31 protein-coding genes are annotated in these 26,168 nt (G+C 69.2%); 13 read left to right on the forward strand and 18 right to left on the reverse strand.

What is annotated here, in order from left to right; all coding sequences use genetic code 11:
- Nucleotides 1-101: 101 nt before the first annotated feature.
- Together ACBJ59_RS04565 and ACBJ59_RS04570 are read right to left on the reverse strand one after the other, a co-directional pair.
- Nucleotides 102-1,079 carry a LysR family transcriptional regulator gene (locus ACBJ59_RS04565; RefSeq protein WP_375108907.1) on the reverse strand — a complete coding sequence of 326 codons (978 nt, stop codon included), beginning with the start codon at nucleotides 1,077-1,079 and terminating at the stop codon, nucleotides 102-104.
- On the reverse strand, nucleotides 1,049-1,360 hold the full coding sequence (locus tag ACBJ59_RS04570) for a hypothetical protein (RefSeq protein ID WP_375108908.1): 312 nt from the start codon (nucleotides 1,358-1,360) through the stop codon (nucleotides 1,049-1,051). The genes ACBJ59_RS04565 and ACBJ59_RS04570 overlap by 31 nt, the downstream gene beginning before the upstream one ends.
- A gap of 486 nt (nucleotides 1,361-1,846) precedes the next feature.
- Here ACBJ59_RS04570 and ACBJ59_RS04575 point away from each other — a divergent pair, with 486 nt between their 5' ends.
- On the forward strand, nucleotides 1,847-2,932 hold the full coding sequence (locus tag ACBJ59_RS04575) for an AI-2E family transporter (protein WP_375108909.1): 1,086 nt from the start codon (nucleotides 1,847-1,849) through the stop codon (nucleotides 2,930-2,932).
- Nucleotides 2,933-3,648: 716 nt separating this feature from the next.
- Here the strand turns inward: ACBJ59_RS04575 and ACBJ59_RS04580 are convergent.
- Together ACBJ59_RS04580 and ACBJ59_RS04585 are read right to left on the reverse strand one after the other, a co-directional pair.
- Entirely contained in the window at nucleotides 3,649-4,125 is a 477-nt protein-coding gene (locus ACBJ59_RS04580; protein ID WP_375108910.1) for an STAS domain-containing protein, read from the reverse strand.
- Between the two features lie 111 nt (nucleotides 4,126-4,236).
- Entirely contained in the window at nucleotides 4,237-4,986 is a 750-nt protein-coding gene (locus tag ACBJ59_RS04585) for an NAD(P)-dependent oxidoreductase (protein ID WP_375108911.1), read from the reverse strand.
- 697 nt (nucleotides 4,987-5,683) lie between these two features.
- Between ACBJ59_RS04585 and ACBJ59_RS04590 the strand changes: the two genes are divergently transcribed.
- The 3 genes from ACBJ59_RS04590 to ACBJ59_RS04600 all read left to right on the forward strand — a co-directional run bounded on the left by ACBJ59_RS04590 (nucleotide 5,684) and on the right by ACBJ59_RS04600 (nucleotide 9,251).
- The gene (locus tag ACBJ59_RS04590; RefSeq protein ID WP_375108912.1) at nucleotides 5,684-6,394 is read left to right on the forward strand and encodes a GAF and ANTAR domain-containing protein; all 711 of its coding nucleotides are present in this window, start codon (nucleotides 5,684-5,686) and stop codon (nucleotides 6,392-6,394) included.
- Between the two features lie 62 nt (nucleotides 6,395-6,456).
- Complete coding sequence (locus ACBJ59_RS04595) at nucleotides 6,457-7,242, forward strand: GAF and ANTAR domain-containing protein (protein WP_375108913.1); 786 nt, start codon at nucleotides 6,457-6,459, stop codon at nucleotides 7,240-7,242.
- Nucleotides 7,243-7,784: 542 nt separating this feature from the next.
- Nucleotides 7,785-9,251, forward strand: a complete 1,467-nt coding sequence (locus ACBJ59_RS04600) for an IS66 family transposase (RefSeq protein WP_375108914.1) — start codon at nucleotides 7,785-7,787, stop codon at nucleotides 9,249-9,251.
- Here the strand turns inward: ACBJ59_RS04600 and ACBJ59_RS04605 are convergent, their stop codons facing one another.
- From ACBJ59_RS04605 to ACBJ59_RS04630, 6 genes are all read right to left on the reverse strand, one after another.
- Nucleotides 9,252-9,899 carry a hypothetical protein gene (locus tag ACBJ59_RS04605; protein ID WP_375109515.1) on the reverse strand — a complete coding sequence of 216 codons (648 nt, stop codon included), beginning with the start codon at nucleotides 9,897-9,899 and terminating at the stop codon, nucleotides 9,252-9,254.
- Complete coding sequence (locus ACBJ59_RS04610; RefSeq protein WP_375108915.1) at nucleotides 9,827-10,117, reverse strand: hypothetical protein; 291 nt, start codon at nucleotides 10,115-10,117, stop codon at nucleotides 9,827-9,829. The genes ACBJ59_RS04605 and ACBJ59_RS04610 overlap by 73 nt, the downstream gene beginning before the upstream one ends.
- Before the next feature lie 104 nt (nucleotides 10,118-10,221).
- Nucleotides 10,222-10,605 (reverse strand): STAS domain-containing protein, encoded by a 384-nt coding sequence (locus ACBJ59_RS04615; RefSeq protein ID WP_375108916.1) that lies wholly within the window; start codon nucleotides 10,603-10,605, stop codon nucleotides 10,222-10,224.
- Between the two features lie 170 nt (nucleotides 10,606-10,775).
- Nucleotides 10,776-11,324, reverse strand: a complete 549-nt coding sequence (locus ACBJ59_RS04620; RefSeq protein WP_375108917.1) for a hypothetical protein — start codon at nucleotides 11,322-11,324, stop codon at nucleotides 10,776-10,778.
- Between the two features lie 75 nt (nucleotides 11,325-11,399).
- Nucleotides 11,400-11,861: an STAS domain-containing protein gene (locus ACBJ59_RS04625; protein ID WP_375108918.1), complete on the reverse strand. Its 462-nt coding sequence runs from the start codon at nucleotides 11,859-11,861 to the stop codon at nucleotides 11,400-11,402.
- A gap of 350 nt (nucleotides 11,862-12,211) precedes the next feature.
- Nucleotides 12,212-12,496, reverse strand: a complete 285-nt coding sequence (locus ACBJ59_RS04630; RefSeq protein ID WP_375108919.1) for an ATP-binding protein — start codon at nucleotides 12,494-12,496, stop codon at nucleotides 12,212-12,214.
- Nucleotides 12,497-12,900: 404 nt separating this feature from the next.
- Here ACBJ59_RS04630 and ACBJ59_RS04635 point away from each other — a divergent pair, with 404 nt between their 5' ends.
- Together ACBJ59_RS04635 and ACBJ59_RS04640 are read left to right on the forward strand one after the other, a co-directional pair.
- A complete protein-coding gene (locus tag ACBJ59_RS04635) occupies nucleotides 12,901-13,098 on the forward strand; it encodes a tyrosine-type recombinase/integrase (protein WP_375108920.1) in 198 nt (65 codons plus the stop codon).
- Nucleotide 13,099: 1 nt separating this feature from the next.
- A complete protein-coding gene (locus ACBJ59_RS04640; RefSeq protein WP_375108921.1) occupies nucleotides 13,100-13,537 on the forward strand; it encodes an ATP-binding protein in 438 nt (145 codons plus the stop codon).
- Here the strand turns inward: ACBJ59_RS04640 and ACBJ59_RS04645 are convergent.
- Both ACBJ59_RS04645 and ACBJ59_RS04650 read right to left on the reverse strand, forming a co-directional pair.
- Nucleotides 13,534-13,770, reverse strand: a complete 237-nt coding sequence (locus ACBJ59_RS04645) for a hypothetical protein (RefSeq protein ID WP_375108922.1) — start codon at nucleotides 13,768-13,770, stop codon at nucleotides 13,534-13,536. The two genes, ACBJ59_RS04640 and ACBJ59_RS04645, sit on opposite strands and share 4 nt — an antisense overlap.
- A gap of 162 nt (nucleotides 13,771-13,932) precedes the next feature.
- A complete protein-coding gene (locus tag ACBJ59_RS04650) occupies nucleotides 13,933-14,727 on the reverse strand; it encodes a tyrosine-type recombinase/integrase (RefSeq protein WP_375108923.1) in 795 nt (264 codons plus the stop codon).
- 233 nt (nucleotides 14,728-14,960) lie between these two features.
- Here ACBJ59_RS04650 and ACBJ59_RS04655 point away from each other — a divergent pair, with 233 nt between their 5' ends.
- From ACBJ59_RS04655 to ACBJ59_RS04670, 4 genes are all read left to right on the forward strand, one after another.
- Nucleotides 14,961-15,491, forward strand: coding sequence for a DUF5994 family protein (locus ACBJ59_RS04655; RefSeq protein ID WP_375108924.1), 531 nt, complete (start codon nucleotides 14,961-14,963; stop codon nucleotides 15,489-15,491).
- Between the two features lie 190 nt (nucleotides 15,492-15,681).
- On the forward strand, nucleotides 15,682-16,005 hold the full coding sequence (locus tag ACBJ59_RS04660; protein WP_375108925.1) for an STAS domain-containing protein: 324 nt from the start codon (nucleotides 15,682-15,684) through the stop codon (nucleotides 16,003-16,005).
- On the forward strand, nucleotides 16,002-17,111 hold the full coding sequence (locus ACBJ59_RS04665) for an acyl-CoA desaturase (RefSeq protein ID WP_375108926.1): 1,110 nt from the start codon (nucleotides 16,002-16,004) through the stop codon (nucleotides 17,109-17,111). Before ACBJ59_RS04660 ends, ACBJ59_RS04665 begins: the two co-directional genes overlap by 4 nt.
- An 81-nt stretch (nucleotides 17,112-17,192) precedes the next feature.
- The gene (locus tag ACBJ59_RS04670) at nucleotides 17,193-17,417 is read left to right on the forward strand and encodes a hypothetical protein (protein WP_375108927.1); all 225 of its coding nucleotides are present in this window, start codon (nucleotides 17,193-17,195) and stop codon (nucleotides 17,415-17,417) included.
- A gap of 36 nt (nucleotides 17,418-17,453) precedes the next feature.
- Here the strand turns inward: ACBJ59_RS04670 and ACBJ59_RS04675 are convergent, their stop codons facing one another.
- The 5 genes from ACBJ59_RS04675 to ACBJ59_RS04695 all read right to left on the reverse strand — a co-directional run bounded on the left by ACBJ59_RS04675 (nucleotide 17,454) and on the right by ACBJ59_RS04695 (nucleotide 21,847).
- Nucleotides 17,454-17,834: an STAS domain-containing protein gene (locus ACBJ59_RS04675; RefSeq protein WP_375108928.1), complete on the reverse strand. Its 381-nt coding sequence runs from the start codon at nucleotides 17,832-17,834 to the stop codon at nucleotides 17,454-17,456.
- A 461-nt stretch (nucleotides 17,835-18,295) separates the two neighbouring features.
- The gene (locus tag ACBJ59_RS04680) at nucleotides 18,296-18,715 is read right to left on the reverse strand and encodes a hypothetical protein (RefSeq protein WP_375108929.1); all 420 of its coding nucleotides are present in this window, start codon (nucleotides 18,713-18,715) and stop codon (nucleotides 18,296-18,298) included.
- Between the two features lie 66 nt (nucleotides 18,716-18,781).
- Nucleotides 18,782-19,345, reverse strand: coding sequence for a DUF5994 family protein (locus ACBJ59_RS04685; RefSeq protein WP_375108930.1), 564 nt, complete (start codon nucleotides 19,343-19,345; stop codon nucleotides 18,782-18,784).
- Nucleotides 19,342-20,316, reverse strand: a complete 975-nt coding sequence (locus tag ACBJ59_RS04690; protein ID WP_375108931.1) for an acyl-CoA desaturase — start codon at nucleotides 20,314-20,316, stop codon at nucleotides 19,342-19,344. The genes ACBJ59_RS04685 and ACBJ59_RS04690 overlap by 4 nt, the downstream gene beginning before the upstream one ends.
- Nucleotides 20,317-21,283: 967 nt before the next feature.
- Nucleotides 21,284-21,847, reverse strand: coding sequence for an STAS domain-containing protein (locus tag ACBJ59_RS04695; RefSeq protein ID WP_375108932.1), 564 nt, complete (start codon nucleotides 21,845-21,847; stop codon nucleotides 21,284-21,286).
- A 248-nt stretch (nucleotides 21,848-22,095) separates the two neighbouring features.
- Here ACBJ59_RS04695 and ACBJ59_RS04700 point away from each other — a divergent pair, with 248 nt between their 5' ends.
- The 3 genes from ACBJ59_RS04700 (at nucleotide 22,096) to ACBJ59_RS04710 (ending at nucleotide 25,370) form a co-directional block, all read left to right on the forward strand.
- On the forward strand, nucleotides 22,096-22,638 hold the full coding sequence (locus ACBJ59_RS04700; RefSeq protein WP_375108933.1) for a hypothetical protein: 543 nt from the start codon (nucleotides 22,096-22,098) through the stop codon (nucleotides 22,636-22,638).
- A 175-nt stretch (nucleotides 22,639-22,813) separates the two neighbouring features.
- Nucleotides 22,814-23,851, forward strand: coding sequence for an integrase core domain-containing protein (locus tag ACBJ59_RS04705; protein ID WP_375108934.1), 1,038 nt, complete (start codon nucleotides 22,814-22,816; stop codon nucleotides 23,849-23,851).
- 1,033 nt (nucleotides 23,852-24,884) lie between these two features.
- Nucleotides 24,885-25,370: an STAS domain-containing protein gene (locus ACBJ59_RS04710; RefSeq protein ID WP_375108935.1), complete on the forward strand. Its 486-nt coding sequence runs from the start codon at nucleotides 24,885-24,887 to the stop codon at nucleotides 25,368-25,370.
- Between the two features lie 215 nt (nucleotides 25,371-25,585).
- On the opposite strand, the gene ACBJ59_RS04715 is transcribed toward ACBJ59_RS04710, so the two are convergent.
- Complete coding sequence (locus ACBJ59_RS04715; protein WP_375108936.1) at nucleotides 25,586-26,032, reverse strand: STAS domain-containing protein; 447 nt, start codon at nucleotides 26,030-26,032, stop codon at nucleotides 25,586-25,588.
- Nucleotides 26,033-26,168 lie beyond the last annotated feature (136 nt).

The raw sequence follows: 26,168 nt of genomic DNA on the forward strand, positions 1-26,168 counted from the left end.
GTAAGGGGCCGAAACCGGCGATCTGTGAAGGGGTCATCTCCAGGACCGATCACCAGAGAGAGAAAGGGTGGTGTGGCGCGACCAGCAGTGCGCCCGGCGCGTCACACACCACCGGGGCCGATGGCACTCGGCGCGCCTTCGGCGGGCGCCGGCTCGGTGGCCGGCTTGGTGGCCGGCACGACGGGTTGCAGCCAATCGAGCCGCTCGGCCAGCCGCCGGGCACTGTCGATGACGGTGGCGATGTGCGGAGAGGGGTTGGCGTCGTGCCACAGCAGTGACCAGGGGTAGTGCGTCGTGGGGTCGGCCAGGGGCCGCCAGGTGGTGCCCGGCCGGTTGGAGGAGCGGAAGGAGGACGGGACACAGTACACGCAGCGATGCTGGAGGACGAGGTCGGCGGCGGCCCGGGAGCTCTCGACGGTGCCCTCGTAGAGGGCGGGCGTGAACCCGGCTGAACGGCACAGCGCGAGAATGAACTCGTTGAGTTCCGGCGTCTGCGATTCCTCGCCCAGCAAGAGCAGTTCGTCGGCGAGGGCGGCGACGGGCACGCCGTCGAGCTCGGCGAAGCGGTGGTCGTCGGGCACCAGCACGCCGAGCGGATCGAGCCTGATCAGCTTGGAGGTCACCTCGGCCGGGGTCTGGGAGGCGTGTCCGATGGCGATGTCCAGGCGGCCGTCGGCCAGTTGCCGGTACTGCTCGGGGGTGCCCGCTTCGACCTGGTGGATGGTGATGCCGGGATGGTTGTCCTGGAGTTCGCGCAGGATCTGCGGCATGGTGTCGTAGCCCGCGTCGATGATGCCGACGCGCAGCGTGGGCACCGACGCGGCAGCGTTACGGGCGGCCTGCACGGCCCTGCTGACGTGGTCGAGGATCTGGCGCGCTTCGATGAGGAAGGCGGCGCCGGCGGGGGTCAGGTCGACGTGGTGGGTGCTGCGGTCCAGCAGCCGCACGTCCAGCTCGCGTTCCAGCCGCTGGATCTGCTGGCTCAGCGCCGACTGCACGATGTGCTCGCGGGCGGCCGCGCGGCCGAAATTGAGCTCTTCGGCCAGCGTCACGAAGTAGCGCAGCTGACGTAATTCCATGCCCGCCACCCCTTTCCTGCCCGGGCGGCGCCGATGCGGGCTGTCGTCTCCCACTCTAGGTCCATAGTGTTGCCGGCGACCCGATCGCTCTTGCCCGCGATCTGCTGGCGTCGGTTGCGGGTGACGCGGCCGAAGCGCTGCCTGGCCCAGCTCTTGAGGATCTGGACCTTGTTGCTGATTTCCCACGCCACCAGCCCGGCCGTTCCTCCGGCGTCGCGAAGCGCCTTGACGTCCAGGCGCGGGAAGGTGTCGCTCAGATAGCGCTGCATCTCGGCCAGCACCGCCGGATGGTCCAGGACGCGGCTGAGGACGGCGAACCCCAGCAGGGCCAGGGCGAAAGTGGCGAAGAAGGCGTAGTAGGTGAGGGCTGTCGGCGGCCGCCAGCCGGCCGGCGTCAGCCTTGTCGTAGCGGATCAGGGCCCGCACCGTGTGATCCAGCCAGCCGTGCCGGCTCCTCGCGTTCGTCCAGCCTTCCGCCATCCGGCCGACCCAGCGCCGGGCGGCCCTCATGGCCGGTCCCGGAAGGTCGGCGGAAAGCGGCCGTGATCGCGCGCCGCGGTCGCTTCACAGAAGATGGCTCACCGCGCCGTCATGAAAAGCCGGTAAGGGCGAAATTCCCAAACCGGGACACACACTCTATTTCTCGAAACATTTCCTGTGACGTGAAGCCTGAGAGCGTGCCTATCTCCGATCGGTGGGGAAGGTTCCCGTGCATGGATCCACCTCAAGAACGCCTGTTGCGGTTAGTGCCTGCGACCTTGGCGAGGATGGCCGCGTGGTGCGCGTGTCTGATCGTCATCGGCATCGTGGCCAACTACGTGCTCGGCTTCGTGGCCACGATGCGCATCGTCGCCCTGCCGGTCGCGGTCGCCCTGCTGCTGACCGCGCTGCTGTTCCCGCTCACCCGACGCCTGCGCGCGTTCGGCCTGCGGGCCATCTACGCCACCTGGGTCACCATGCTCGTCGCCCTCGCCGTGCTGAGCGGGACGGGCTTGATCATCGGCGTGCGGGCCAACGCGGAGTTCCCCGGCCTGGTGGCACAGGTCAGGCAGACGGCCAAGACGGTGGAGAGCTGGCTCTACACCGGCCCTCTGCACCTGGAGCCCATCCAGCTCAGCAACTGGGTGGACGAGATCGCCCAGTTCGTCACCGAGCGGCAACAGCAGATCACCTCAACGGTTCTCGCGGGCACCGTGGTGGTGGTGGAGGTCCTGGCCTCGATCGTGCTCCTGCTATTCGTGACGTTCTTCCTGCTCAAGGACGGTGACCGGATCTGGTCCTGGGCTCTCAAGGGGTTCGGCCGGAGGGCGCCCCGGGTCGACCGGGCCGGGCGAACCGCCTGGGCCACGCTGTCGCACTACGTGCAGGGCACGGTGGCCGTGGCCGCGGTGCACGGCGTGCTCATGGGCCTGGTGCTGGCCATCATGGGCGTGCCGCTCTGGGCGGCACTCGCCGTACTGATCTTCCTGGCCAGCTTCATCCCCATCGTCGGCATCCTGTTCGCCGGCGCGGTGGCGACGCTGGTCACGCTCGGCGCGAAGGGCCCAATCTACGCGCTGATCTTCATCGGCATTCTGATCGTCGAGCAGCAACTAGAGAACCACGTGCTCCAGCCGCTGATCGTCGGCCGGGTGCTGCACTTCCACCCGCTGGCGATCATCATGGTGCTGGCCGTCGGTGGCATCCTGGCAGGGATCGCGGGCGCGGTCGTGGCCGTGCCGATCACCGCCGTCCTCTACCGGGCCGTGCCCGAGCTCTTCAAGGACGATCCGATCCCCCTCCCGGCGGGACCGGCCCCAGAACCACCGGCGCAGGCCATACCTCCTGCGAGAGAACCCGGGCAGAAGGACTGATGGGCTCGGCGGCGAGCGCAGGCGCGCTCGAACTCGACGAGATCAAGACCGTACGACCCGCGACGCCAACGGGCGTGCGCGCCTACGAGATAGATCTCTACCGCCGCTACTTCGACCTGGCCGTCGACAGCTCCAAGACGATCGGAGTGCGGGTGCAGTGCAGTAATCGCATCTGGCGGCAACCTCCACCGACTGAACCGTCCGCCCCTCGGCGTGGGACAGCACATATCATGGATGAGACGGCCCTGCCATCCCTCCTGCGAATTTAGCCGGGGCATGCGACCACTCGACAACCGCACGTGCTGAGCGGCAGAGACCCGCATGCCCCGGCCGGTTCGCCCTACCCCTCCGTGGCGCTCATGATCACGCTCAGTAAGCAGGACGGCGCCGCCACCTGCTTCGATGTGGTCCCAAGCCTCACATTGATCATGCTCGTGTAATCGCGTAGGGGTCCCCAAACAGACCGACAATCGGTCCCACCGCACACTGTCGAAACCAGTGACCAAACCTGAATGACAACTTTCAGTAACGCGCCACTGCACTGAGTGCGGTACGGGCTGGCTGCTGGAGGAGGAGTCAGCCTCGTGCGGCAGGAAGACGCCGGGGCCGGCGCGCGCGTTGTTCCCCGGCGTCTCTGCACTCGCGCTGGACATTCGCGGTTGCCGCGCGGAGAACGTGCCGGGCGGCGCTGACCGGAAGGTTCAGGCAGAGTCGGCCTACTCGGACGATGCGGGTACCGGTGGCGGCACGAGCTGGACGACGGCGGCCGACACTGGAGGCGGCGCTGGAGCCGGTGGCGCTGGAGTCACCGTCTGGTTGGCCTCCTCGACGGAGGGCGTCACCTGGAACGTGGTGCGCAGTCCGGTGATGATCAGGATGCGTTCCAGCCGGGCCGGGATGCCGGACAGCGCCAGGGCGGCCTGTTGTTCGCGGCTCTGGTTGAGCAGCAGGACCAGCACACCGACGCCCATGGAGTCGCAGAAGGTCACCTGGCTCAGGTCGACCACCAGTGCTGCCGAGGGTGTCGCCTGCCAGGTGTCCTTGATCTGCTGGTGCAGCAGGTGGGCGAACTGGTAGTCGAGGTCGCCGGACGCGCGCGCCACGATGGCGTCCTCCTGCACGGCGATCGAGACGGCGAAGCACTCGCTGGAACCGCTTCCGCGCCGTTTGCGTCGGTCACGCGCCTTCTCCATCCTTTCAAGGGGCGGGGCGAGACCCCGGGCGGGCGGTGGCAAGAGCCCGGGTGCGCACTGGCGCGGCGTTGCCTGACGTCTGTACTGTGCGGCGGTGTGAGGGTGAGGGGATCACGGTGCCGGGGTTGCGGAGGCGTAGGCGAGTGCTGAGGGCGTCTGGCAGCCGACTATCGCCGGTGCCCGATGAACGAGTTCGTCGTTGTTGATGGCCTCGACCATGAACAAGGCGAAGTCGATGCGGCGGGTGCGGTTGCTCGTGAGGATGGGGTCGCCGACGTGCCGGCTCCAGACGGGCAGGCCCTGGCTGTCGCCTTCCTCCAGGTCGCTGCCGCGAACGACGGTCCATCGCGTGTCGCTGGCGAACACCCGTCGGCAGGCTTCCACCTGGTCGTCGAGGTCGGCGAAGCGAACCAGCCGCGCGAGGGGGCCGGCGACTCTGACCAGTGCCTTGATCTTCCATGAGTACACATCCCGGCCGTCGAGCGTGATGTGCCAGCCGCAGGAGAACACCAGGCGTGCTCCAGGCCGTGCGTGGTCGAGCACCGCCTGGGCCGTCCCCGACGCGTACCCGTGGACTCCGCGCGGGACCAGCACGGTCAGCACACCATCGCAGCCGTCGACTGCCTCTTTGATGACGCCGCGATCGTTGGTCGCCCCTGGAAAGAGGGTGATGCGTCCCTTGAACGCGTCGAGTTTGGACACGCTCGCCTGCCGGCACACACCGACCACCTCATAACCCCGATCCAGCGCATGCTGCACCATGTACTGCCCGAGCTTCCCAGAGGCCCCGACGATGCAGACCTTCTGCCGGGCAGGGCCGCTGCCGCCTTGGTCGCGTCCAGTTTCCATGTCTTCCTTCACATCTTCTCTCTTGAATCGCCGCAGCCAGCAGCAGCCGGGGCGGTGGCATTACGTTAGGCGTCGAGAGCTTCGGCGAGCGCCTCATCAAGGCAGCCGCTCTCCCTCCGCGCCTGTTAGTGATCTTGATGTCCCTCGTTTCACCGCCTGGGTTCGCATGTTGATCGCCATGTCGATGCCCCTTCTTCTTGGCCGGCCCGTCAGCCAGACGGTCTCATCGAATCGGGGCGCGTCCTTGAGGCGGGATCAGTGCCTGTCCAGAGGTGGTGACGACAGGCAGGCGATTTCACTCACTCTGCAGGCGTCCCAACGACCGCCGTTTGGCGCGGGCAGAGCCTCGGCCACGCTGAATCGTCAGCCGGCGATGGTGGACCGCCTGCCTTTTGACCCAACGCCCACCCGCACCGGGAGGAAACGGGCGATATGCGAACGATCCATCTGCAAAACCGATAACGGCCGAACGGTCGATGGCGGCTAGTGCGGGGTACTGGTCCAGGAACAGCCACTGGCACTGATAATGATCAGGGATCGTCAGCCTGATCGGGCCAACGAGGCCACCGGCAATCGTCCCGTCCCCCAGCGACGGCACACCCTCGGTTTCGCCGTGGAGCGGAGCTCGGTCGTCTGGCTCCTTCGCCAGTCGGTGAGCGTACGGTGAAGGTTACGTGTCCTTCGGATGCGGGGCGGGCGGTCATGGCGGGTGGACGATGAATCGCTGCGTGTCTGGGAGCTGATCGGCGCGGCCGCGGCGGTCCGGCGCGGTCCGGTCGGGGCTCAGGACGCGTGCACGGCGTGCGTGGACGCGCTGCGGCTGAGCGGGGCCGGGTTGTCGGTGATCAGCGGCGTTCCCGGGATGCGGCTGATGCCGTTGCACGTGGTCGGCGCGTTGGGTCGTGATCTGCTGGAGGCGGAGCTGACCAGCGGGGACGGGCCGTGCGTGGACACGGTCAACGGTCACGAGCCGGTGCTGGTCGGGGATCTGCGCGGACGTGCGTCGCAGGCGCGCTGGCCGTTGTTCACCGCGCTGTCGCAGGCGGCCCGGGTGCGGGCGGTGTTCGCCTTCCCGCTGCTGGCCGGTCCTGTCAGCGTCGGAGTGCTGGCACTGTGCCATGATCATCGGCGGGTGTTGAGCGGGGCAGAGGAGGCACAAGCGCGGCATTTCGCCGACGCGGCCGTGTTGCTGCTGCTGAACATGGTCGATGGCGACGGCGAGGCGATACCGGTCGGGGCGCTTGCGCTGGGGCCGCAGATCCACCAGGCCAGCGGGATCGTGGCGGTACAGGCCGACTGTTCGGTGGAGGAGGCGTTGCTGCGGCTGCGCGCGTACGCGCTGGCCGCCGACGAACCACTGTCGCAGGTGGCCCGGCGGGTGGTGGAGCACACGCTGCACTTGTCCGGCCATGAGACCTGATCTCCCGGGTCAGCCAGTTCTCCTCTGTCCCGGCCGGGGTGGGCGGGCGTAGTCTGCCGAAAATGGAGACTTCCCCGCCCCGCGGCCCGGAACGGCGGGTGGCGGAGGCGTTCATCGCGCTGGCGGACACGCTGGTGACCGGGTTCGACATCATCGACTTCATGCACGGGCTGGCCGAGCGATGTATGGACCTGCTCGGCGTGGACGCCGTCGGCCTGCTGGTCACCGACCAGCGCGGCCGGCTGCAGCTGATGGGCGCCTCCAGCGAGCAGACCCGGCTGCTGGAGCTGTTCCAGCTGCAAAACGACCAAGGCCCGTGCCTGGTCTGCTTCCGCTCCGGCAGGCCGGTGCACTGCGCCGACCTGACCGGCCCCCAGGCCGGCGCCTGGCCACGGTTCGCCGAGCAGGCCCACCTGGCGGGCTTCGGCGCGGTCAGCGCGCTGCCGATGCGCCTGCGCGAGCAGATCATCGGCGCGATGAACCTGTTCCGGATACAGCCTGGCGGGCTGGACGCGGACACCGCCGCGCTGGCCCAGGCCCTGGCCGACATCGCCACCATAGGCCTGCTGCAAGAACGGGCCATCCGCGAGAGCCAGGTGCTGTCAGAGCAACTGCAGCACGCCCTGAACAGCCGGGTGGTCATCGAACAGGCCAAGGGCATGCTCAGCGAACGACACGCCCTGCCCATGGATGAGGCGTTCACGGTGCTGCGCAGCTACGCCCGCAGCAGCCATCAGAACCTCACCGACCTGGCCCAATCAGTGGTGACGCGCACCACCGACCTGCCGCCACCGGGCTCCGGCCAAGGGCCGCCGGCCCCACCCGAGGAGCATCCGCCCGAATCCTGATGCCCGCGCGGACCTTTGGGCCCGGTCTACGCCAAAGGGCGCGAAGCCTGGGTGTGTTCGGGTGCGGGGCAGCTGGCCCGTCTCGTTCAATCGAGGCATGACGCGCCTCTGACCTGGGTGCCTCACAAAGGTTGGGATTCCGATCAGGTCGAGCAGTCCCGTTGATCATGAGACAGGTCGGCATTCTGGTCACCGGGAACCTTCGCCGAACTCCCGCCGTCCCGCCTTGCGCAGTACCGTCCGGACGACTTCAGCGTCCCGACCTCGCACCGCCCACAACGGCCGCCCACCCGCGCCGTACCCGAATTCCGGCTTGTCGTCGCCCACGAGCACCGTAAGCGAATCGGCGCCGTAGTCACAGAACCGTACATCGTCGCAGGTCAGGAAAATCCGACCGGGAATTTCCTCCGGACTACACTGAGGCCAAGACCTGCGCCGGTATCCATTCACGCCTGCCGTTGAGCTGGGGTCTGGTTTGGGGTAGACGCTCCAGTTTCTGCTGAATGCAGGGATCTTGGGATGGGTCGTCGTAGTTTGAGCTCGTGTCCGGCCCCCAGGAGCTCAGCCGTGAGGAGTTGTTGGCTGCTGTGGACGAGCTGCGGGCCGCGGTCGCGGAGCGGGATGCCGTGATCGCCGCGTTGCTGGCTGAGGTCGAGCAGCTGAAGCGGCGTGCGGGGATGGATTCGTCCAACTCCTCGATGCCGCCGGGTTCGGACGGTCCGGCGTCTCGGGCCAAACGCGCCAAGAAACCGAAGAAGCGCTCGCCCCGGCCGCGCGGTGGGCAAGCCGGGCACGAGGGGCATGCGCTGGCCTGGCGGAGCGATCCGGATCAGATCACCATCATCGTCCCCGACGCATGCGCCGGGTGCGGCTCCACGCTGGCCGATCTGGCGGGGAAGGTCGTCGCTCGGGTGCAGATGTTCGACACCCCGCCGGTGAAGCTCCAGGTCACCGAGTACCGGATGGTCAAGGTGACCTGCCCGGCCTGCCGGGCGACGACCCGGGCGGCCACCCCGGCGCATCTGGCCGGGCCCTGCTGTTACGGCCCGAACGTGCGCGCCGCGACCGCGTTACTGGCGTGCGCAGGGCATATGAGCATCGAGCGGGCAACCGATCTGATGGGCGTGCTGCTGGACGCCCCGGTCTCCACCGGGTTCACCGGAGGGCTGGTCAAGCGCGTCGCCGGCCATCTGACCGACTTCGAGACCGCGTTGAAGAAGGCGTTGCGGGCTGCGCCGGTGCTGCACCACGACGAGACCCCCGCCCGCGTCGCTGCCGACGACGCAGATCGGCTGCTGTATGTCTATACCGCCCGCGCCGGCCGGCTGGTCTGGTTCGGCGCCGCCGCGGGCCGCGGCCATGACGCCCTGGACGGATTCGGCATTCTGCCCGGCTACCGGGGCACCCTGGTCCGCGATGACTATGCCGGCTACGCCAAGTACGACAAAGACCTGGCCGGAGTACAACTTTGCTGCGCGCATCTGCTCCGGTCCCTGCGCGGCATCGGCGAGTTGGATGCCGAAGGCAGCCGGGTACAGCGCTGCTGGACCGAGCCGGTCATGAGCGCACTGACCGACGCCAAGGCCGCAGTCGCCAAGGCCCGCGCCGAGGGGGCCACTGCCGTGGAGGCGGAGGCTCTGGACAGGCTGCGCACCCGCTATGACGAGGCGGTGGCCTGGGGCATCGCCACCAACGCCCATCGCGACTGGCCCACCGGGCGACATCCTGGCTACACCCTGGCACGACGGTTGCAGACCCGGGCCGCGCAGGTCTGGCGTTTCACCGTCGACTTCGCCGTGCCCTTCACCAACAACCCCGCCGAACAGCCTCAGCGCATGGTCAAACTGCAGATGAAGATCGGCGGATGCTGGCGCAGTGTGCGCACCGCCGCCCGCGACTGCCTGATCCGCTCCTACCTCGGCACGGCCCGCAACCACGGCATCCACCCACTCGATGCCCTCCGCGATGCTCTGGCCGGAAACCCCTGGATGCCACCACAAAACGCCTGATCACTCACAGGCGTGAATGGATACCTGCGCCGCTCCGCCTCCTAACCCTGAGGTCTCTGCACGCTCAAGGAGCCCAAGAGGGTGCGCGCCCAGCCGAGCGCGGTGGTGGGATCCATTCTCGGCGGGATGCGGTCGGCAGGGGGAGCTGAGCCACTGGTCGATAAGCCGGCCCAGCTGTTCGGACACGTCCGGGGTGAGGCGATCGGCGCGTTCGGGGCGGGTGCCGACTTGCATCAGGTGGCGGACCTGCAACAGGTCGGCGTCGGCGCCGACGGCGGCGGTTTCGAACTCGCGCCGCAGCGGCGCCTGGCCGGCCAGCAGCCAGTAGGCCAGGGCGCCGACGCCGTACAGGTCGGACAGACCGCCGGGGGCGGCGTCGATGGCGCCGAGCTGCTCGGGGCTGGCAAACGCTCTTGCCCGCCTGGTGCAGCTGGGACATTCCCCAGTCGGTGATCCTGATGGTGACGGGGCCGTCAGCACGATGTTCTGCGGCTTGATGTCCAGGTGGATGATGCCGCTCGCGGCGGCGGCCTGCAGCCCCGCCAAAACGTGATCCAGGACCTGCAGGCTCCACGTCAGCGAGACGCCGGCGCCTGCCCGCTGCTGGAGATGGAGGTGGAGGCTGCCCGGCTGATACAGAGGCGAGATGAGGTAGACCGCCGCCGATCTGCGATCTGACCGGAGTCGATGATCTGCCCGATGTGCGGGTGACGCAGGCGCATGCCACGTACTTCGCGCAGGAAGGTACGAAACCGCTGAGGGTCATTGGTGGCCTGGTGGAACACCTTGGCCACAACCATGGTGGCGGGGTCGGCGAGCTCGTCGCCCTTGTACAGGCTGGCCACGGCGCTGGCGCCAGCGTTCAAAAGGGGAGTAGAAACGCCAGCGGTCGTTGAGCACCATGATCGACGCAGAGCCATCGCGGTCGTTGCTCTGCCGGCTGGGAGAACAGACATGGGCGCACGACGTCTCAGTGCCTTGCCACGGGGCCGGACCCGACGCTGTCCGTACCCGTACCGGGGATGATGCCGTACATCGGGAAGCTGCGATTCAGGCCGGTGAGGTGCAGCACCTTGGCCACATGGAGGCGGGGAGCGGCCAGGGCGAGGGTGATACCCAGGGACCGGGCCTGATGCTGGACGCCGACCACGACGCCCAGCCCGGCGGCATCGCAGAACGACACCCCGGACAGGTCGAGGATGAGCAGGCCGGTGCTGTGCCGCAAGGCGCGCAGCAGGCGTTCGCGCACCGTCTCGCGGGTGGCGAGGTCGAGTTCGCCGCGCAGGCGCACGACGGTGGCGGCGGCGGGGATGAGCCACAGACCTGCCCCGGCGCGGGAGTAGAGGGTCGTCATGAAGTGCTCCGATCAGGCACTCGTCTTGATCTGTTTGATCTGATGAGCTGAGCCACGGGTCAGTCAGGCAGCGCATCGATGCTCCCTGCAGACCAAGGCCGGCCGTCTCGTGCCGGCCGGTGAGCTTGAGCAGGCGTCGCACCTGCGAAGGTGAACGTCGCCGGCGGCGGCTACTTCAGCACCGGATAGGAGCGCACCAGTGCGGTACGACCCCACATCCTGCCGATGCCGAAGGTGTCGCCCGCACCTGCCAGGGCCAGGCCGGCCAGGACGATGGCGTAGATGAGGTGCTCATCCATGAACGGGTTGTTGGCCAGCGGCAGTTCGGCGGCCCACATGAAGACCAGCAGCGCGGCACCGGTGATCGCGGCGATCCGCATGCCCGCGCCGAGGATCAGAGCCGCGCCGATGCCGAGCAGGCCGAGCATGAACAGCCAGTCGACCCAGGGCTGTCCGGCCAGGCTGGAGAAGAAGGCGCCGAGCGCGTTCTCGCCGGTCCCGTTGAGGAAGCCGGTGGTCGGGCTGCCGCCGAAGATCCAGGCCTTACCGGCCGGTGTGGCCAGTCCCCAGCCGAAGGTCTTGTCGAGGAAGGCCCACAGGAAGGTCCAGCCGATGCTGATCCTCGCGGCGGCCCACACGTAGTCGGCGGGCCGGTGCGCCGACCCAGCGGGCGCGGCGTTCATGACGGGAGTGGGCTGCTGGTCCTTGGTGGTGGCCATCGTCTGTCCCTTTCAGTGCCATCCGAAGGGTGTCCGTAGGGCGCTGGGGCATCCACCCCCGGGGGCCCGGTGGACTCATGAGTGAGCTGGGCCAGGCGTGGGCCAGCCGGGCCGCGCCGATGCCTGGAGGAGGAGACCGGGCGTTCGGTGCCAGCCGGTGAGCTCGAGCAGGCGTCGCACGTGTGGGGGAACCGACCGCAGGATCAGGACCTGGTGATCGCCGCCGTCGTGAAGTGTGGCGGCGGCGACCAGGGCGCGCAGGCAGCCGGTGTCGATGAATGTCAGGCCGCTTAGATCGACGCAGAAGTCGGCGCCGCCGTTCGTCATCGAGGCCAGCGCCCGAGCCAGGGCGGGCAGGGTGGAGCGGTCGAGCTCGCCCTCGATCCGCAGGCCAGCACGGTCGGTGAGCGGGGTGATGCGCAGGAGCCGGTCGGCGGATGTGATCGGGGTGGGTGCGATCACTGGTGGTTCGACGACGGCTGCGATCACTGGCGCGATCACGGGTGTGGGGGCCGGGGTGCTGTCCGTGGTGTTCATGCCGGGCTCCTCGGGGGAGTACGGGAGACAAGAGGGCCGCGGGCTTGAGGCGGCATGAACACGTTGCGAGGGTGCCAGCGTGAGCGGTGTCGTGCGTGCAGTGCTCTGATCATCTAGGAGACTCGCCGGAGCGGAAATCACCGATTTGAGCCGGGCTTATCACCACCGACGATCACCGGCCAGGCGACGACGGTTGCTGGCGGGGGGGCGGGTGGCGAGATCTCGCTCCGAGCAATGCCGATCTCCTGAGCCCGGGCCGCCACGCCTCACGGTGAACCGCGGGATCGGACCGGGCAAGCCGCTGATCCGCCACCGATGGGCGATTCGCCCCGGGAGAGGTCAGGCCGGGGTCAGGAGGCCGTGGCCTGTGTCGGGCGGCGCAGGCGCAGCCGGGCGCTGCCCGCAGCGTCTTCGAGGCTGACCTCGTCGCACAAGCGCTGGATCAGCCACAGGCCGACGCCGTCGCTGACATCGTTGCTGACGCTGTGGCCGGGTTCGATGCTCAGATGGGCCTCGGTCAAGGCGCCGGCAGCGTCGACGACCTCCAGGCTCACCCCTGTGTTGTCGCTCCACGCGATGAGGGCGCCGCCCGCGCCGCCGTGCTGCAGCACATTGGTAGCGGCTGCGTCGGCCACGCACACCGGGGCCTCCAGGCGCTGCCCGGATCGGCTCCGCTACCGAAGGCGTGCACTGACTCGCGCAGTGCCGCCAAGTCGCGGATGATCGGCCACTGTAACCGGACGCCGGAGATCATGATGAATCGCTCCCTCTCGGCGGGGGGTGGCCGAACCGCCTACCCCTGATGCCCAGGTCAGGCCCATCCATATCGGTGATTGCCTTGACCAGCCGGCATCAGATCCAGGGCATGGCCGGACTCGCGGGGTCCGGCATCATCGTCACCCTTCCCTGCTGTCCGTGCCATCTCGGCCGTCGAGGCGTGCTCAAAGTGGCGATCGCGGCTAGTGTTGGGGCTTGCTGCGATTGCTCGTTTCCGCTGGCAGGCTGGGCGGGTCTACTGAAGGGGACCAGCCGGCGCACCTTGCGTCGGCGGCCGGCAGGGCTCGGCACGCTGCGCCCGCACGACGCCCGGCACACCTTCGCCTTCGAGCTGCCGCAGGCCTCCGGCCACAACCGCGCCGAGCTCGAGCGCCGCCTGGGCCACGCCAACGACCGCTACCTGCGCCTGTACACCAACCCGCCGGACGACATCGCGGCCGGCTACATCGAGGACCTGTGACATGAGCACCGGCGAGCTCTTACCGTTGCACTGCGAGATCACTCGCGACCTGGGCGCGCTGCGCACGCGGGTGCGCGACTACGCCGCCGACGCCGGGCTGTCCGGTACCCGGCTGGACGACCTCATCGTGGCGGTCAACGAGGCGGCCGCCAACGTGCTCGAGCACGGCGGCGGCGCGGGCGGCGTACTGGCCCGCCGTGATGCCGAGGGCGTGTGGGTGGAGGTGGTCGACACCGCCGGGACACTGACCGCTGAGCACCTGCACAGGCGGCCCAACCCGCTCGGGCGCCGCGGGTACGGCCTGTGGCTGGTCAGGCGGTTGTGCGACCAGGTCCTGCTCGACCATCCTGGCGGGCGCTCGCGGTTGCGGCTGCACATGCGCTCCCGGCCGGGGCCGGTCCGGCCGGACGAACCCACCAGTCCGAACGGCTCTGGCTAACGCGCCGCCCAGCGATCCGCGGCATCCGTGACTGCGCCGTAGGTGGCGTTCTTGGCGGCCAGGCAGATCTCTCGCGCGCTCGCGGCCAGCTGCCGCAGGCCGCCGCCGACGCCGTGCGGGTGATGACGCAAGAAGGAGCCCAGCTCGGTGGCGGCCATGCCGAACAGCACCAGGGTTAGGGTGACTTCCAGAGCCGCGACGATCGCGATGCCGAAGACGATGACCGTGATCATCCGAGCAGCTCCGAGCGCCGGCCGGCCAGGGGTGTTTTCGATGGGTTCACTGGTCGGAGTCTAGATTGGCACCTCACCCTTGATCTGTAGCCCGCTCCGGGGAGGGGCGGGACTTTGCCGCGCCTGTCGTGATCTTTGGCCTGGCTCGGGTTTACGTGCCGGTCACCGGCGACTGAGCTGGGTGGCGAAGGTGTGGCGCAGGACGTGTGGGCTGAAGGGTTCGGTGGGGTCGTCATTGAGGCCGATGGCGTCGCCGAGGCCGGTGATGATGTCGCGGGCGGCGCGGTCGCTGAGGCGGCCGCCGCGGTGGTTGAGGAACACCGCGGTGCTGTCGGCGCCCTTCCAGTCGGCGCGGGCCTGCAGCCAGTCGGTGAGGGCTTGGCGCAGGTCTGCGTGGATGGGTAGCAGGCGGATCTTGCCGCCGTAGCGGCCTTTGCCGTGGATGCGCAGTTCGCCCTTGCGGGCTGAGAGGCGGACGTCGGCCAGGTCGAGGCCGACGACTTCGGAGATGCACAGGCCGGCGTAGTAGGGCAGCAGGGCCAGAGCCTTGTCGCGGGGGCCGGCGGTGAGCTGGACGTGGCGGATGTAGCGGCGGGTCCGCCGCTCGTCGAGGGCGCGGGGTGCGGTGCGGCGGGCGTCGCGTTCACGCCGGGCCTGGGGTTTGCCGAGGCCGCGGCGGGCGTAGAAGTCGTCGATGGCCGACAGGTAGGTGTCGATGGTGTTGGGGGCGCGGCGGCCGTTTTTCAGGTGGCGGCGGAAGTCGTGTACCGCGCCGGTGGCGGCGATGGGGTCGGCGAGCGGGTCGCCGTCCAGCGCGCCGGCGTCGGCCTGGTTGGCGAGCCAGGCCAGGTAGCCGCGCAGCCTGGAGTGGTACTTGGTCTTGCTGGAGTCGGCCAGCGGCGAGCGCTCCAATGCGCTGGCGTAGTCGGTGAGGATCGCCGCATATGGGCCGGGCAACGCGACGGTTCGCGACCGGCTGGTGTTTCCGGAAGTCGTTCCAGAGGGTTGCTCGATCGCTGGGGTTGCGTTTCCGGAAGTCACGCCTATAGTCTAACTTCCGGAATTGGGCAATTCCGGAAGTTACGAGGTAGAATAGAGGTACCGAGGACTTTTCGAGCGTTGGCATTCAGGTCTGCGTCACCCGCGGCGAACCACCACCGGCCTCTTGGGGCCTGGACAGGTTAGGCGACATGACGCTGACACTTCTTTCTCAGCGCGCACCACTCATCTCCGCTTCATCGGCGATCCCCTGCGCCGATTCAGCGCTACGGCTCAGCCTCCATCCGGTGCCGAATCGGCGAGCCATGGTGGACGGGGCCTGGTGGCCCTACTCCCGCAATGCGGCCGCCGAACTGCCCGGCCTCATCGCCGCCGTCGACCGGCTGCTTGATCGAGTCACGCTCCGCGTCAGCGTCCATGGCGATACGTGGCAGAGCCTCCCACGCCGCATCTCGGCCCGCGGCCGGCAGATCCGCATCAGCTGGTCCCGCCACACCGATCCGCGCGTGATCACTCTCAGATTCGCCACCGGAGAGCCAGTGATCTTGCTGATCATCCCCTCGGGCGCCGCCGCCGGCGCCGCCGAGGCCACGCTCAAACTCACCGCCCAGGACACCGCCGGCCTGATGCCCGACGACATCCTCACCCTGGCGAATCTGCCATCCCACCCCGCGGCGCGCCCGACCCGCCGTGCGGCGATCGCCGGCAGCTCGGCCAACTGAGACAACGAGGTCGGGTCGATCAGCGGCCAGGAGACGACCACCTCAACCAACCGGCCGTCAGCACCGACGTGACCCACGTGCCGCCTGCCGGCCGGATCGAGCGGTCCAGGCACCGCCCTACTGGCGGCGGCCCGATCTCCGGCCGGCAGGCATCCCGTCCCCTTTCAGCTTCTTCAGTGAGGAAACTTCCATGACCGTCATCGACACCGCCCCACTCGGCGGCGCGACCGCCTCGGTACCGACCCTCGTGCATCTGTCCGGGAACATCGGCATCTTCAGCACGGCTCGGCTGCGCCAGCGACTGATCAACACTCTCACCCACAGCAGCGGCCTGCTCGTCCTGGACCTGTCCCGGGTCACCTTCTGCGGGGCCGGCGGGCTGGGTGTGCTGGTCGGTGTGCAAGGCCGTGCCCGTGCCAGGGGCATCACGCTGGCCCTGACCGGTCTTCCGCCGTTCATGGCCCGGCTGCTGCGCAGCGCCGGCCTGGACCACCGCTTCCCGATCATGGCATGACCGGCACGCCCACCACCCGCAACACCGCCGCGGTGGGTTATGACGGCAGCTCGCCGTTTCCCCGGTCCGCAACGCCCGCGCGGGCCGGCGTCGTCCCGGTGACGCTGACAGCCGCGATCGTGGTCGCGCCGTTCATCGCGCTGGGCGCCGGCATCTGGTTGGCGTGGGGAAGCGGGGTAAGCCTCACCGGCCTGCTGCTGGCCGCCGTCTTCTACGTGGTGACCGGGCTGGGGGTGACGGTCGGCTTCCACCGGCTGCTGACGCACCGCTCCTTCACCGCCCGCCCGTGGCTGCGCGTCGTCCTGGCCGTGGCCGGGTCGATGAGCTTTCAGGGCAACCTGATCGACTGGGTGGCCGTCCATCGCCGCCACCACGCCTTCACCGACCGGCCCGGCGACCCGCACTCCCCCTACCGCTACGGCACCGGCCTCGGCGGGCAACTGCGCGGTCTGGCCCACGCCCACCTGGGCTGGCTGTTTTCCAGCGAGCCCACCTCGGCCACACGGTATGCCCCCGACCTGCTGCGCAACGATCCGGCCATGCTGCGCATCTCGCGCGCCTTCCCCGCCTGGTGCGCCGCCTCCCTGCTCCTGCCGTTCGCGGGGGGCTGGGCGATCAGCGGCAGCCTGTACGGCGGGCTGACCGCGTTCATCTGGGCCGGCCTGGTCCGCATCGCCCTGCTGCAGCACGTCACCTGGAGCGTCAACTCCCTGTGCCACATGATCGGTGACCGGCCGCACAAGACTCGCCGCCATGACCGCTCCACCGACCTGTGGCCGCTGGCCCTGCTGTCCTTCGGCGAAAGCTGGCACAACGGCCACCACAGCCAGCCTGGCTGCGCCCGGCACGGCCGCGGCCCTCGCCAGATCGACCCCTCAGCCCGGCTGATCCGGCTGCTGGAACGGCTCGGCTGGGCCACCAACGTGCGCTGGCACCCCGCCGACGGCCTCCAACACCGTCGCATGGTGGCCGGCAAACACACACTGCGCACCACCATGCACCACCTCGGCGGCGCCTTCACCGCCGGCGGCCACCGCGGCGCACGCCTGGCTGATGGACGCCGCCCCGGCTCCGAGGCCCGGCCGTCAGGGACGATTCCTGACTGAACGTCCCTACCCAGAGCTAAGGACGGCAGGTGAGTGATGGCCAACGCCCGACCTCCGCAGCGACCAGGTCCTGGCAGTGGCGTGGACCAGGCCCTGGCCGGCGTCTTGAAGGCGGTCAGCACAGCCTCGCGAACTCTCGCCCTTCAGAACGCGATGAGCATGGCCTGCCACGGCGACCGGCAGCGGCTCGCCGCGTGTCTGGAGGCGATGACGCCTGCTCAGCTCGTTGAGGTAGCCGCCGCCGCACGATTGCTCAGCGCCGCGGCCGACCAGGTGCTGGACAAACCGGCGGCCCGCACGCAGTGACCGACGAGGGGACCGGCTGCCGGGGACGGTGGCCGGTCAGCGCGGTCCGGGCCAGTGGGCAGCCTGGTCGAGGCTGGCATAGGACGGGAACATGTCCACGAGCCGGGTGACGGACAGCAGCCGCGCCAGCGGCCCGTGCACCCCGATCAAGCGCAGCCCGCCGCCGCGGTCTTCGGCCTCGCGCTGGCCGGTGATCAGAGTCCACAGCCCGGAGGAATCGCAGAAGGCCAGCCGTGCGGCATCCACGACGATCTTCGGTGGGGCCTCGGTGAGCAGCTCGTTGAAGGTCTGACTCAAGGGCAGTTGTGTGGTGCTGTCAAGTTCGCCTTCCAGCTGGACCAGGTGGAAGCCGGGGCGTTGGCGTACGGTGATGGCAAGTTCTGTCATGATCGGCCGTCGATTGTCGGTGGATGTCATCCTGCCCGCCCCCGCAGCGCAGAACGGCGATATCGGACATCGTGGGTGCCCCTACCCCGTGATGTCGTGGCCTTGCCCGCGCGGCCGTCAGGTAAGCAACTTGTACCCGCCGAATCTTCGTGGCAGGCCTGATCTCGTGGCGCGGACTCGGGTGATGTTCACGTCACTCAGTGGAGGCGGTGGTCAGGCCGCCCTCGTCCGGCCTCCGGCAGGGCGGCGTGGCGCTGTGCCGGCGGCGCGGGCTTAACCGTAACCGGGGAGTGCCGCAGGGGGCAATCGGCCCAGATACCTACCAGCAGGCGCTGGAGCGAGACAGCGAGCATCGCCGACCGGCCGGGTCACCGAGGCGTGGAAGAGTCGACCGACGGATCCGACGTCGGCTGGCGCTGTTACGAGGGGCGACATCGCGTGGCGGCCCGGCGTCGGCCATGTCCCGCACCCGGGTAAGCAGGCGATCCGTTCTACAGGCGCGGCCTGTTGGGGGTGGCCGGTGCCGGACTGTCACCTGTTCGGCTGAGCGTTGTCTCGCCGGCAGGGTTCATGAACTGGAAGCTCAAGGGGCGTGGGGTGGCGTCGATGCGGCGTGCGTACCAGCGTTGCACGGCGTGGTGTGCGAGGTCGAGGTCGAGGGTCTGCTGAGGGAGCAGGAGGCGGTGGTTGTCAGGAGTGGTGTGGACACCGCCCTGCTGCCAGAGGCGATGGGCCTGCCGGCGTTCGCGCTCAGGTACCTGGGGGCCGCAGGACAGATCCAGCCGCCATTCGCGTAGGACCTCGCCGTCGCTGTCGATCTCGCACAGCGCTCCGGCGATGAAGCAGGTGCCCGTTGCCGTGACGGGCACCGCCCGATAGAGGGGCCTGTCGATGTCGCGCAGCCAGTGCACAGTGTGATCCTCCCTGTCACGTGGTGTGGGGCCCGCGTGTCGGCTCTCCTCCTCTGGAACGGCCGGTCAGGGCGCGGGACGGCGGCGGGCAGGCTGTCGAGGCTGTCCGCCTTCGTTATCCCAACCGGCCAGGCCGAGCGCGTTCGCGGCAGTGTCGAGGCCGGCAGTGTCGAGGCCGGCAGTGTCGAGGCCGGCAGGGGCGGAGGTGGTGGGGTTGTCTGGATCTGCGGCGGTGAGGATGTCGCCGGGGCGGGTACGGCCCCGGCACCCGGTGGCCAGGCCGAGCGCCTTGTCGGCGGCGGCAGGCACGGTGCCGGGCGGGATGACCAGCAGGTTGAGGTGCTCGATCCCCGGGATGATCAAATTGACCAGGTGAGGATCGATGGTGCGGAACCAGCCCACTCTGATCTGGCGGCCGGGGGCGGCGATGCGGCGCGGGATATTGTCCCAGGTGTCCACATGCAGGCCCACGCGCAGAACCCGCCGCTCCAGCCGCTGGTCGATGGCGGCGATCAGGGCGGGCAGTTCCGCGCCGGCGTCGTAGCTGGCGGGCCACCACGCCCCGTCCACCGCGCCCCGGCGTGCGAGGTCGGGATCCAGGCTGAGCCGCACCTTCTCAGGGCCGGTCATGAGGAAGGCTCGCGGCGTTGTGCGGCCAGGCGTGCGGTCAGGCGTGCCGGGGTCGGCCAGCGTACGTCACGGGCCCAGCCGAACCGCTCCAGCCACCTGATCAACCGGGCGGAGATATCGATCTGGCCAGGCAGCACCCCGTGGCGGGCGCAGGTGGGGTCGGCGTGGTGGCCATTGTGCCAGCTCTCGCCGAACGACAGGATCGCCAGCGGCCAGAAGTTCGCGGCCCGGTCCCCGTTGCGGGTTTTCAGCGGCCGCTCGCCGAAGACATGGCAGATGGAGTTGATCGACCAGGTGACGTGGTGCAGCAGCGCGATCCGTACCAGGGCTCCCCAGAAGAACGCGGTCAGCGCGCCGCGCCAGGTGCCGGTGGCCAGCAGGCCGACGGCGGGCGGCAGCAGCAGCGAGGCCGCCACCAGCGGCCCGAACAACCGGTCCACCCGGCCCATGTCGGCGTCGGCGAGCAGGTCCTTGGCGAACCGCTCCCGGTTGGTGACATCACGCCCGAACATCCAGCCGACATGCGCGAAGACCAGTCCCTTGGCCAGGCCGCGTACGCTGCGGCCGTAGCGCCAGGGCGAGTGCGGGTCACCGTCACGATCGGCGAAGGCATGATGGCGGCGGTGGTCGGCCACCCACTGGATGACCGAGCCCTGCACCGCCAGCGTCCCAGCTACGGCCAGGCCGATCCGCAGCCACCGGCTCGCTTTGAACGCGCCGTGCGTGAGATAGCGGTGGAAACCCACTGTGACGCCGAGCCCGGTCAGGACGTAAGCCGTGGCGGCGATCGCCACGTCGGTCCAGCTCAGCCCCCACCCCCAGGCCACCGGCACCGCGGCGGCCAGCGCCGCGAACGGAACCAGCACGAACACCCACAACGCGGCCACCGCCGCGACCGGTTTACGCCCATCGATGATCGGCGCCACGCCGACCCGCTCACGATCAACGACACCTGTGCCCGTTGAAGCCATGCCAGCATTGCCTCCCTGTCCCGTCGCGGCGCGCAGTCACGCGTTGCCAGAAGTCAATTCGCCTTCCCACGCTTGCCGCGGCTACACACCACCGCGATCAGCTCGCTCATGTGGGGCACGCTCGCGGGGGCCACCCGCCCCGCGAAGGCGGGAGGTCTTACGTCCTGACCTCCCAGACCAGGGCGGTGCCACCTGCGACGGCGAACGCTGGCGGCTGGAGGCGGTGGTGGACCGGATCGACGCCAAGATCACCGAGCTGACCAAGGCCCGGCACGCCGCCGCACAAAGCCTGCAAGACTGCCGCGCCGGCCGATGCCGCCTCGCCTACGGTCACGCCGACCACTAAAGAGCGCTACCTCGCGTCCTGCCGCAGCAACCCGAGCGGGGCCCTTCTTCCCCCGTCGCCGGGGGCCAGCATCAGCCAATCCGCGATGGACTTTACCCGTTGTCCCTCCCGTCCCCCGCCGGGAGAGGAGGATGGTGCTCATGGGCCGGCCAACCCGGGAACAGTGGGCGGCGGCGCTGCATCGGCTCCGGCGGCTGGCCGAGCAGGGCGCCCCGCTCAGCGCTGAGATCACCGCGACGGCGGCGGCTCTGGGGGTGGCCGAGCGTACGGTGTGGCGCCGGATGGGTTCTTCCCCGAAGCCGCGACCGCGCTTCACCCCTGTCGCAGACCGACATCGACGCCTTCAGCGACTTCTGCGGGAACGTGACCGCGGTGCACCGCCCCGACACCATCGCCGCCGCCAAGGCCGCCGGGCTGGTCACCTACCACCAACTGCTGACACCCTTTTCGTGGGCGCGCTGCAGTCCCGGGCGCGCCCCAGCTCCCGGTAGATGACCGCCGGTGAACACCCAGCTGCTGGCCGGGGCGACGCCCACCGAGCCCGGCCCGCCCGCCGGGGATTCCAGGCGCACCGTCCCGTTCGGCGATGCTTCACACGTCACTCATGCGCTGTCTATGCCGTCAAAGCGGCGGTGCGGGACGCCGAGAGGGCGGAGGCCGATGTTGCGAGGACCATGGCCGCACGCACGTCCTGGAGAAGGTGCTGCTCACGGTCGCCCTGCCGGGGACAGGCAGGACACGGCCGCCGCCCAGCTGGCGTACGCGGGGTAGGTGCCGGGGCAGTGGGGCGGGCGGGCCGCCGATTTGGCAGGCCTGCACGTCCGTGGCCGACAGGGCCGGGGCCATGCTGGCGTATGCGACAAAGGCAGGCGCGGGAGCGTACGCGGACCACAGGGCGATCAACCGGCACAGCGGCGGCCGGGCTTCCACGACGGCCAGGTGACCGCCCTTGGCCTGCAGGGCCCGGTGCGTCAGGGCGAGCTGGTGGAGCCCGCCCAGGTCGCAGAACCACAGATCCGCGGCGGCCACGACCACGTAGGTGACCGGGGACTGAGGGATCGGATCAAGGAGAGCGGCCAGCATGGGCCGGGTGTTGATGTCGAGCTCTCCGGTCAGGACGATCACCAAGGTGGTGTCCCCGACGGGAACGAGCTGTATCGCGAGCTGCATCATGGGCTGACGCACCTCCGCTCCTTCGAGACCGCCGCCACCTGACGGAGGTCCGGCAGCCCATCCTCCTCCGTTCCCGGCCTCTGGGCGAGGAAGGCGCTGACGTCCCCTGGCCGATATCCCCTATTCAGTCGTGCGCCGGGATGTGGCCGGCACACCCCGGCGAGCAACTGCGGTCAACTCTCATGAGCAGAACCAGCCGGGGTCTAGTGTGGGCGTCAATTCAGTAGGCGGCGTTTTCTCCCTTGATGGGAGGTCCGAAGATGCTGGACGAGCGGGAGGCGGCGGCGCTCGCCGCGCTGCTGCAGGAGCTGGCCGTCCGGGTCGGCGATGACCGGCTGAGCGCCGATGCGCGGCGGATGGCCGAGGCGCTGCACGAGCGCCTGGCCGGTGTCGGCTGCAGTGGTGTGACGCCTGGCGAATACGCCGAGGCCCGCCAGGACCGAGCGAGCGGCCGGGACCAGGCGGCCGAGCAGCGCGACGACGCCGCTCACCGGCGCGATGAGGCGGCCGAGCAGCGCGATGGCGCCGCCGCCGAACGGGCCCGTGAGACGCATCGGGGTCAGGAGGCGGCCGACGCGGCCGACCGGGCCTTCCACGACGTGCTGTGGGAGGCCGAACAGCGTGATCACGCCGTCGATCAGCGTGATCACGCCGGCGAGCCGGGCGACGGCCGGGACAGCGCCGCGGAGCGGCAGGAATGGCGCGATGCCCGCGAGCACGGCCGCAAGGATCGCACGGTGTTGCGCGAGCACTGGGAGGGGGCGGTGCACCGGCAGCGGGCAGCGGCCCAAGCCGATGAGTAGTGCGCCTGCCGATAAATACATCCGCCCAGGTCATGCCCCTGTGAGGGCTTCGCGTGGCATGCGCGAGTTCCGACCATCAGGAGAGGAGGCGGGTGCGGCATGATGACCGGCTGTACTCCTTCGCCTGGCCTACCTGACCGTCACGAACACTTTCGCCGCACTGCGGTTGCTCCCGATGAGCGATCGGGACAAGGACGTCGAGATACTGGCCCTGCGTCATCAGATCAAGGTTCTTGAACGGCAACTCGGCGCCGACACCAAGCTGAGATTCGCCCTGGAGGACAGGGCCTTCCTCAGCGCCCTCCTGGCATCGTTGCCACGCGAGGTTCTGTGCCGGTTGCGGCTCCTCGTCCGGCCGGACACTGTCCTGCGCTGGCACCGCGATCTGATGAGACAGCGTCACGCTCGTACCTGCCGTCCGAAGCGGCGTGGGCGCCCACCCACGGTCCGCTCCATCCGCGCTCTCGTCCTGCGCCTGGTTCGAGAGAACCCCAGCTGGGGCTATCGGCGGGTCCACGGAGAGCTCACCACACTCGGCATCGAGATCGCACCGTCTACGGTCTGGGAGATCCTCCAACAGGAAGGCCTCGATCCAGCACCCGAACGGGCATCCAGCACGTGGGCTGACTTCCTGCGCTCGCAAGCCGACGCCCTGCTGGCCTGCGATTTCATCGAGACCATCACCTTGAACGGGCAACGCCAGTACATCCTGGCCGTCATCGAGCACGCCACCAGGCGCATCCGCGTGCTCGGCACCACCGCTCACCCGACCGCCGACTGGGTCATCCAGGCAATCAGGAATCTCGTGATGGACCTGGACGATGCGGGCTGCCGGGCGCGCTATCTGATCCGCGACAGAGATGGGAAGCTCCCCGCCCTCATAGACGAGATCCTCGCCGAAGCCGGCATCAAGACCGTACTCACCGGCATCCGGATGCCGCGCATGAACTCCATCATGAAACGTTGGGTGCAGTCATGTCGCCACGAACTCCTCGACCGCTGCCTCCGATGGAACGAACGCCACCTGCGGCACGCCCTTCGCGAGTACGGACACTTCTACAACCAGCACCGAGCCCATCAAGCCCTGAACCAAGCAGCCCCGCGGCGCCCTGCCCCGGACCCGATCACAGGCCCCGGGCGAATCATCGACCTGAACATACGCCGAAGTGACCGGCTCGGCGGAGTTCTCCACGAGTACTCACATGCCGCTTGACCGCATGGATGGAATTTTCGGCAGGCGCAGGCCAGGGCGCGCGGCTGCGGGGCGGGCAGCGGCAGCGGTGCGACCTTCTTGGTCGGGTCGCCGTGGTGCAGCAGCCCATCGGGGGTGTGTGCGGTGATCCAGGTGAACAGCGCCGAGACGTGCGCGAGGTGATTGTTGACGGTCGTCGGCGCCATCGGCGCCGGTGCGCCGTCGCGTCCGATGTTGCCGGCGGCGGCCAGGTGGTCGCGCCAGGCGGCGACTTCGCGCGGGGTGATGGCCGAGAGCCGGTCGTGCCCGAGGCCGCCGGTGATCCAGGCGCGCCGAAGCGCTGCACATGCCGGGAGATCTTGGCGGTAACCTCCGCCGAGCAGACCCCGCGCACGGCCAGATCGAGGTAGCGCTCCCTCCACGCCGACAGGCTGTCGTCGGCCGGATCGAGGTGGTCAGGAAGCCCGACCACCTTTCGTGAAGTGATTTCGCCGCGATCCGGGCCTGGGCCGGGCGGGGCCGAGCTGGGGGTGGAGGACGGCATGCGGCCAGATTACTTCACGGAAGAAGGCTTTCCTGAAGCGCGGCAGGACAGGTCAGCGCGGTGCCCCGCCGGTCGGCATGCGAGCCGTTGGGATGTTCCCCCTTTCCGCTGCTTCCGGCCAGGGCTACGGTGAGGGATAAGCCGTACGTGAATCACGTGTTTGTTGATCTGGCTCGGGCAGCGGCAATTAGGTGCCGCCGTTTCGGCAAGCGGGCACGTAACGAGGTGCGCCTCCCGCTGACCGTTCGAGAACACCCCGCCTGTGGGCTGAGCGGTCCGGTTGCCGGACATGAGTGACAGCGCCAGCCGCCACAGAGACGGGGGCAGCTCCTGTCCCCGGGGAATGTGTGTTCCCATGTTAGGTCATCGCCAGTCGGCCTCTGCCACGTCCGCCGTGCGTGCCGTGCCGGTCCCGCCCGAACAGGTGCTCTCAGCGCCGCTCGCCGGCGGCTGTCCGCTCCTTCGTCGCGCCGCGCCGGCCTGCGCTCTCACCGGCGTGGGGAGCCCACGATGATGCAACTCGCGATACGTCTGGTCCCCGTCGGGGACACCACGCTGGTGATCATCCTGACCGGCGAACTGGATGCGACGACCACTCCCACGCTGGCCGCCCTCCTCGATCCTCTGCCCCAGAGCGCGGTGAGACAGGTCATCATCGCGGCGCAGGACCTGCGCCTGTGCGACCCCAGCGGACTCGACCAGCTCACTTCCACCTACCGCGCCTTGCAGGCCGCGGGCGGCCACCTGGCCATCGCCGCGGCCCCGCCCGCCCTTCGGCGGCTGATCGCGCGGACGGCCGAACGTGGTGAACCCACCGTGCCCCTGCATGCCAGCGTGGCCGCGGCACTGTCACTCCTCGGCACCACGCCGGCGCCCAGGCCCGGCCACCGGCCGGAAGTCCGCACCCGGCACGCGGCCGGCAGCGCGGACGGTGCCTCCGCGGTCTCCTCCACCGGCAGCACTCGCCACCGCCACCATCCGCCTGCTGAGGAGTGAGTGCTGACGAAGGAGAACCTGACAGTTCCTCAGGCAGGAGTCGCGCAACGCTGCGACGGCACGCCCGCGACATGATCGTGGGGCGGGGGGCGTGATCGGGCCGCCCGGCCGCGTGATGACGTCGCCCGGCAACGCCGCCGGGCGGCGCAGGAGCGTGGGCGGAGCGCTTGGTCGCAGGCGAGCAGGAGGTGGACCAGCTCAACCGCGGCTGGTGGTCAGCCATCAAGATCGTTCTCTGGCCCTTCGTCAGCCTCGTTCTGGTCCAGGCGGTCAAGGCCGAGCACGGCGTCGGCCACCGAGGGATACACCGGAATCAGGCCGGCCGCCTCGTCCTGGCCAAGGACGTGCCGGACGGGCTCTTGCGTGCAGGCCAACGCCATCCGGCCCCCGCGAGCCCGGATCCGGCGTGACAGGTCGGCCAGAACGCTGACGCCTGCGGGATCAAGGCCGTCCAGCCGGCTCACTTCCAGGATCAGCCGCGGCCCCTCCTCCTGCAGCACCTGGTGCACTTCGTGCTGCAAGTCGGTCACCGTCGCCGGGTCCAGCGCGCCCTTGAAGGTGATCACCGCCCAGCTTCGCCGGTAATCGGGGAAGCTCTCGGGCCTCTCCACGGTGCTGCTCTCCAGAGGTCGTCGCCGCCGTGAAACGGAGTGGATGGTCATTTTCCAGATGAGGCTTCTTGGTCGGTTATACCGGACGACGGACGACCGCCTGTGCACGGGGGCCTGGAGACGAGCAATGCGCGACGGAACAACTCTGAGGCACCGGACCCGTTCAGAACTTCCGCCAAGAGCCTCC

The organism is Nonomuraea sp. MTCD27 (assembly GCF_041950495.1).
GTDB lineage: Bacteria > Actinomycetota > Actinomycetes > Streptosporangiales > Streptosporangiaceae > Nonomuraea.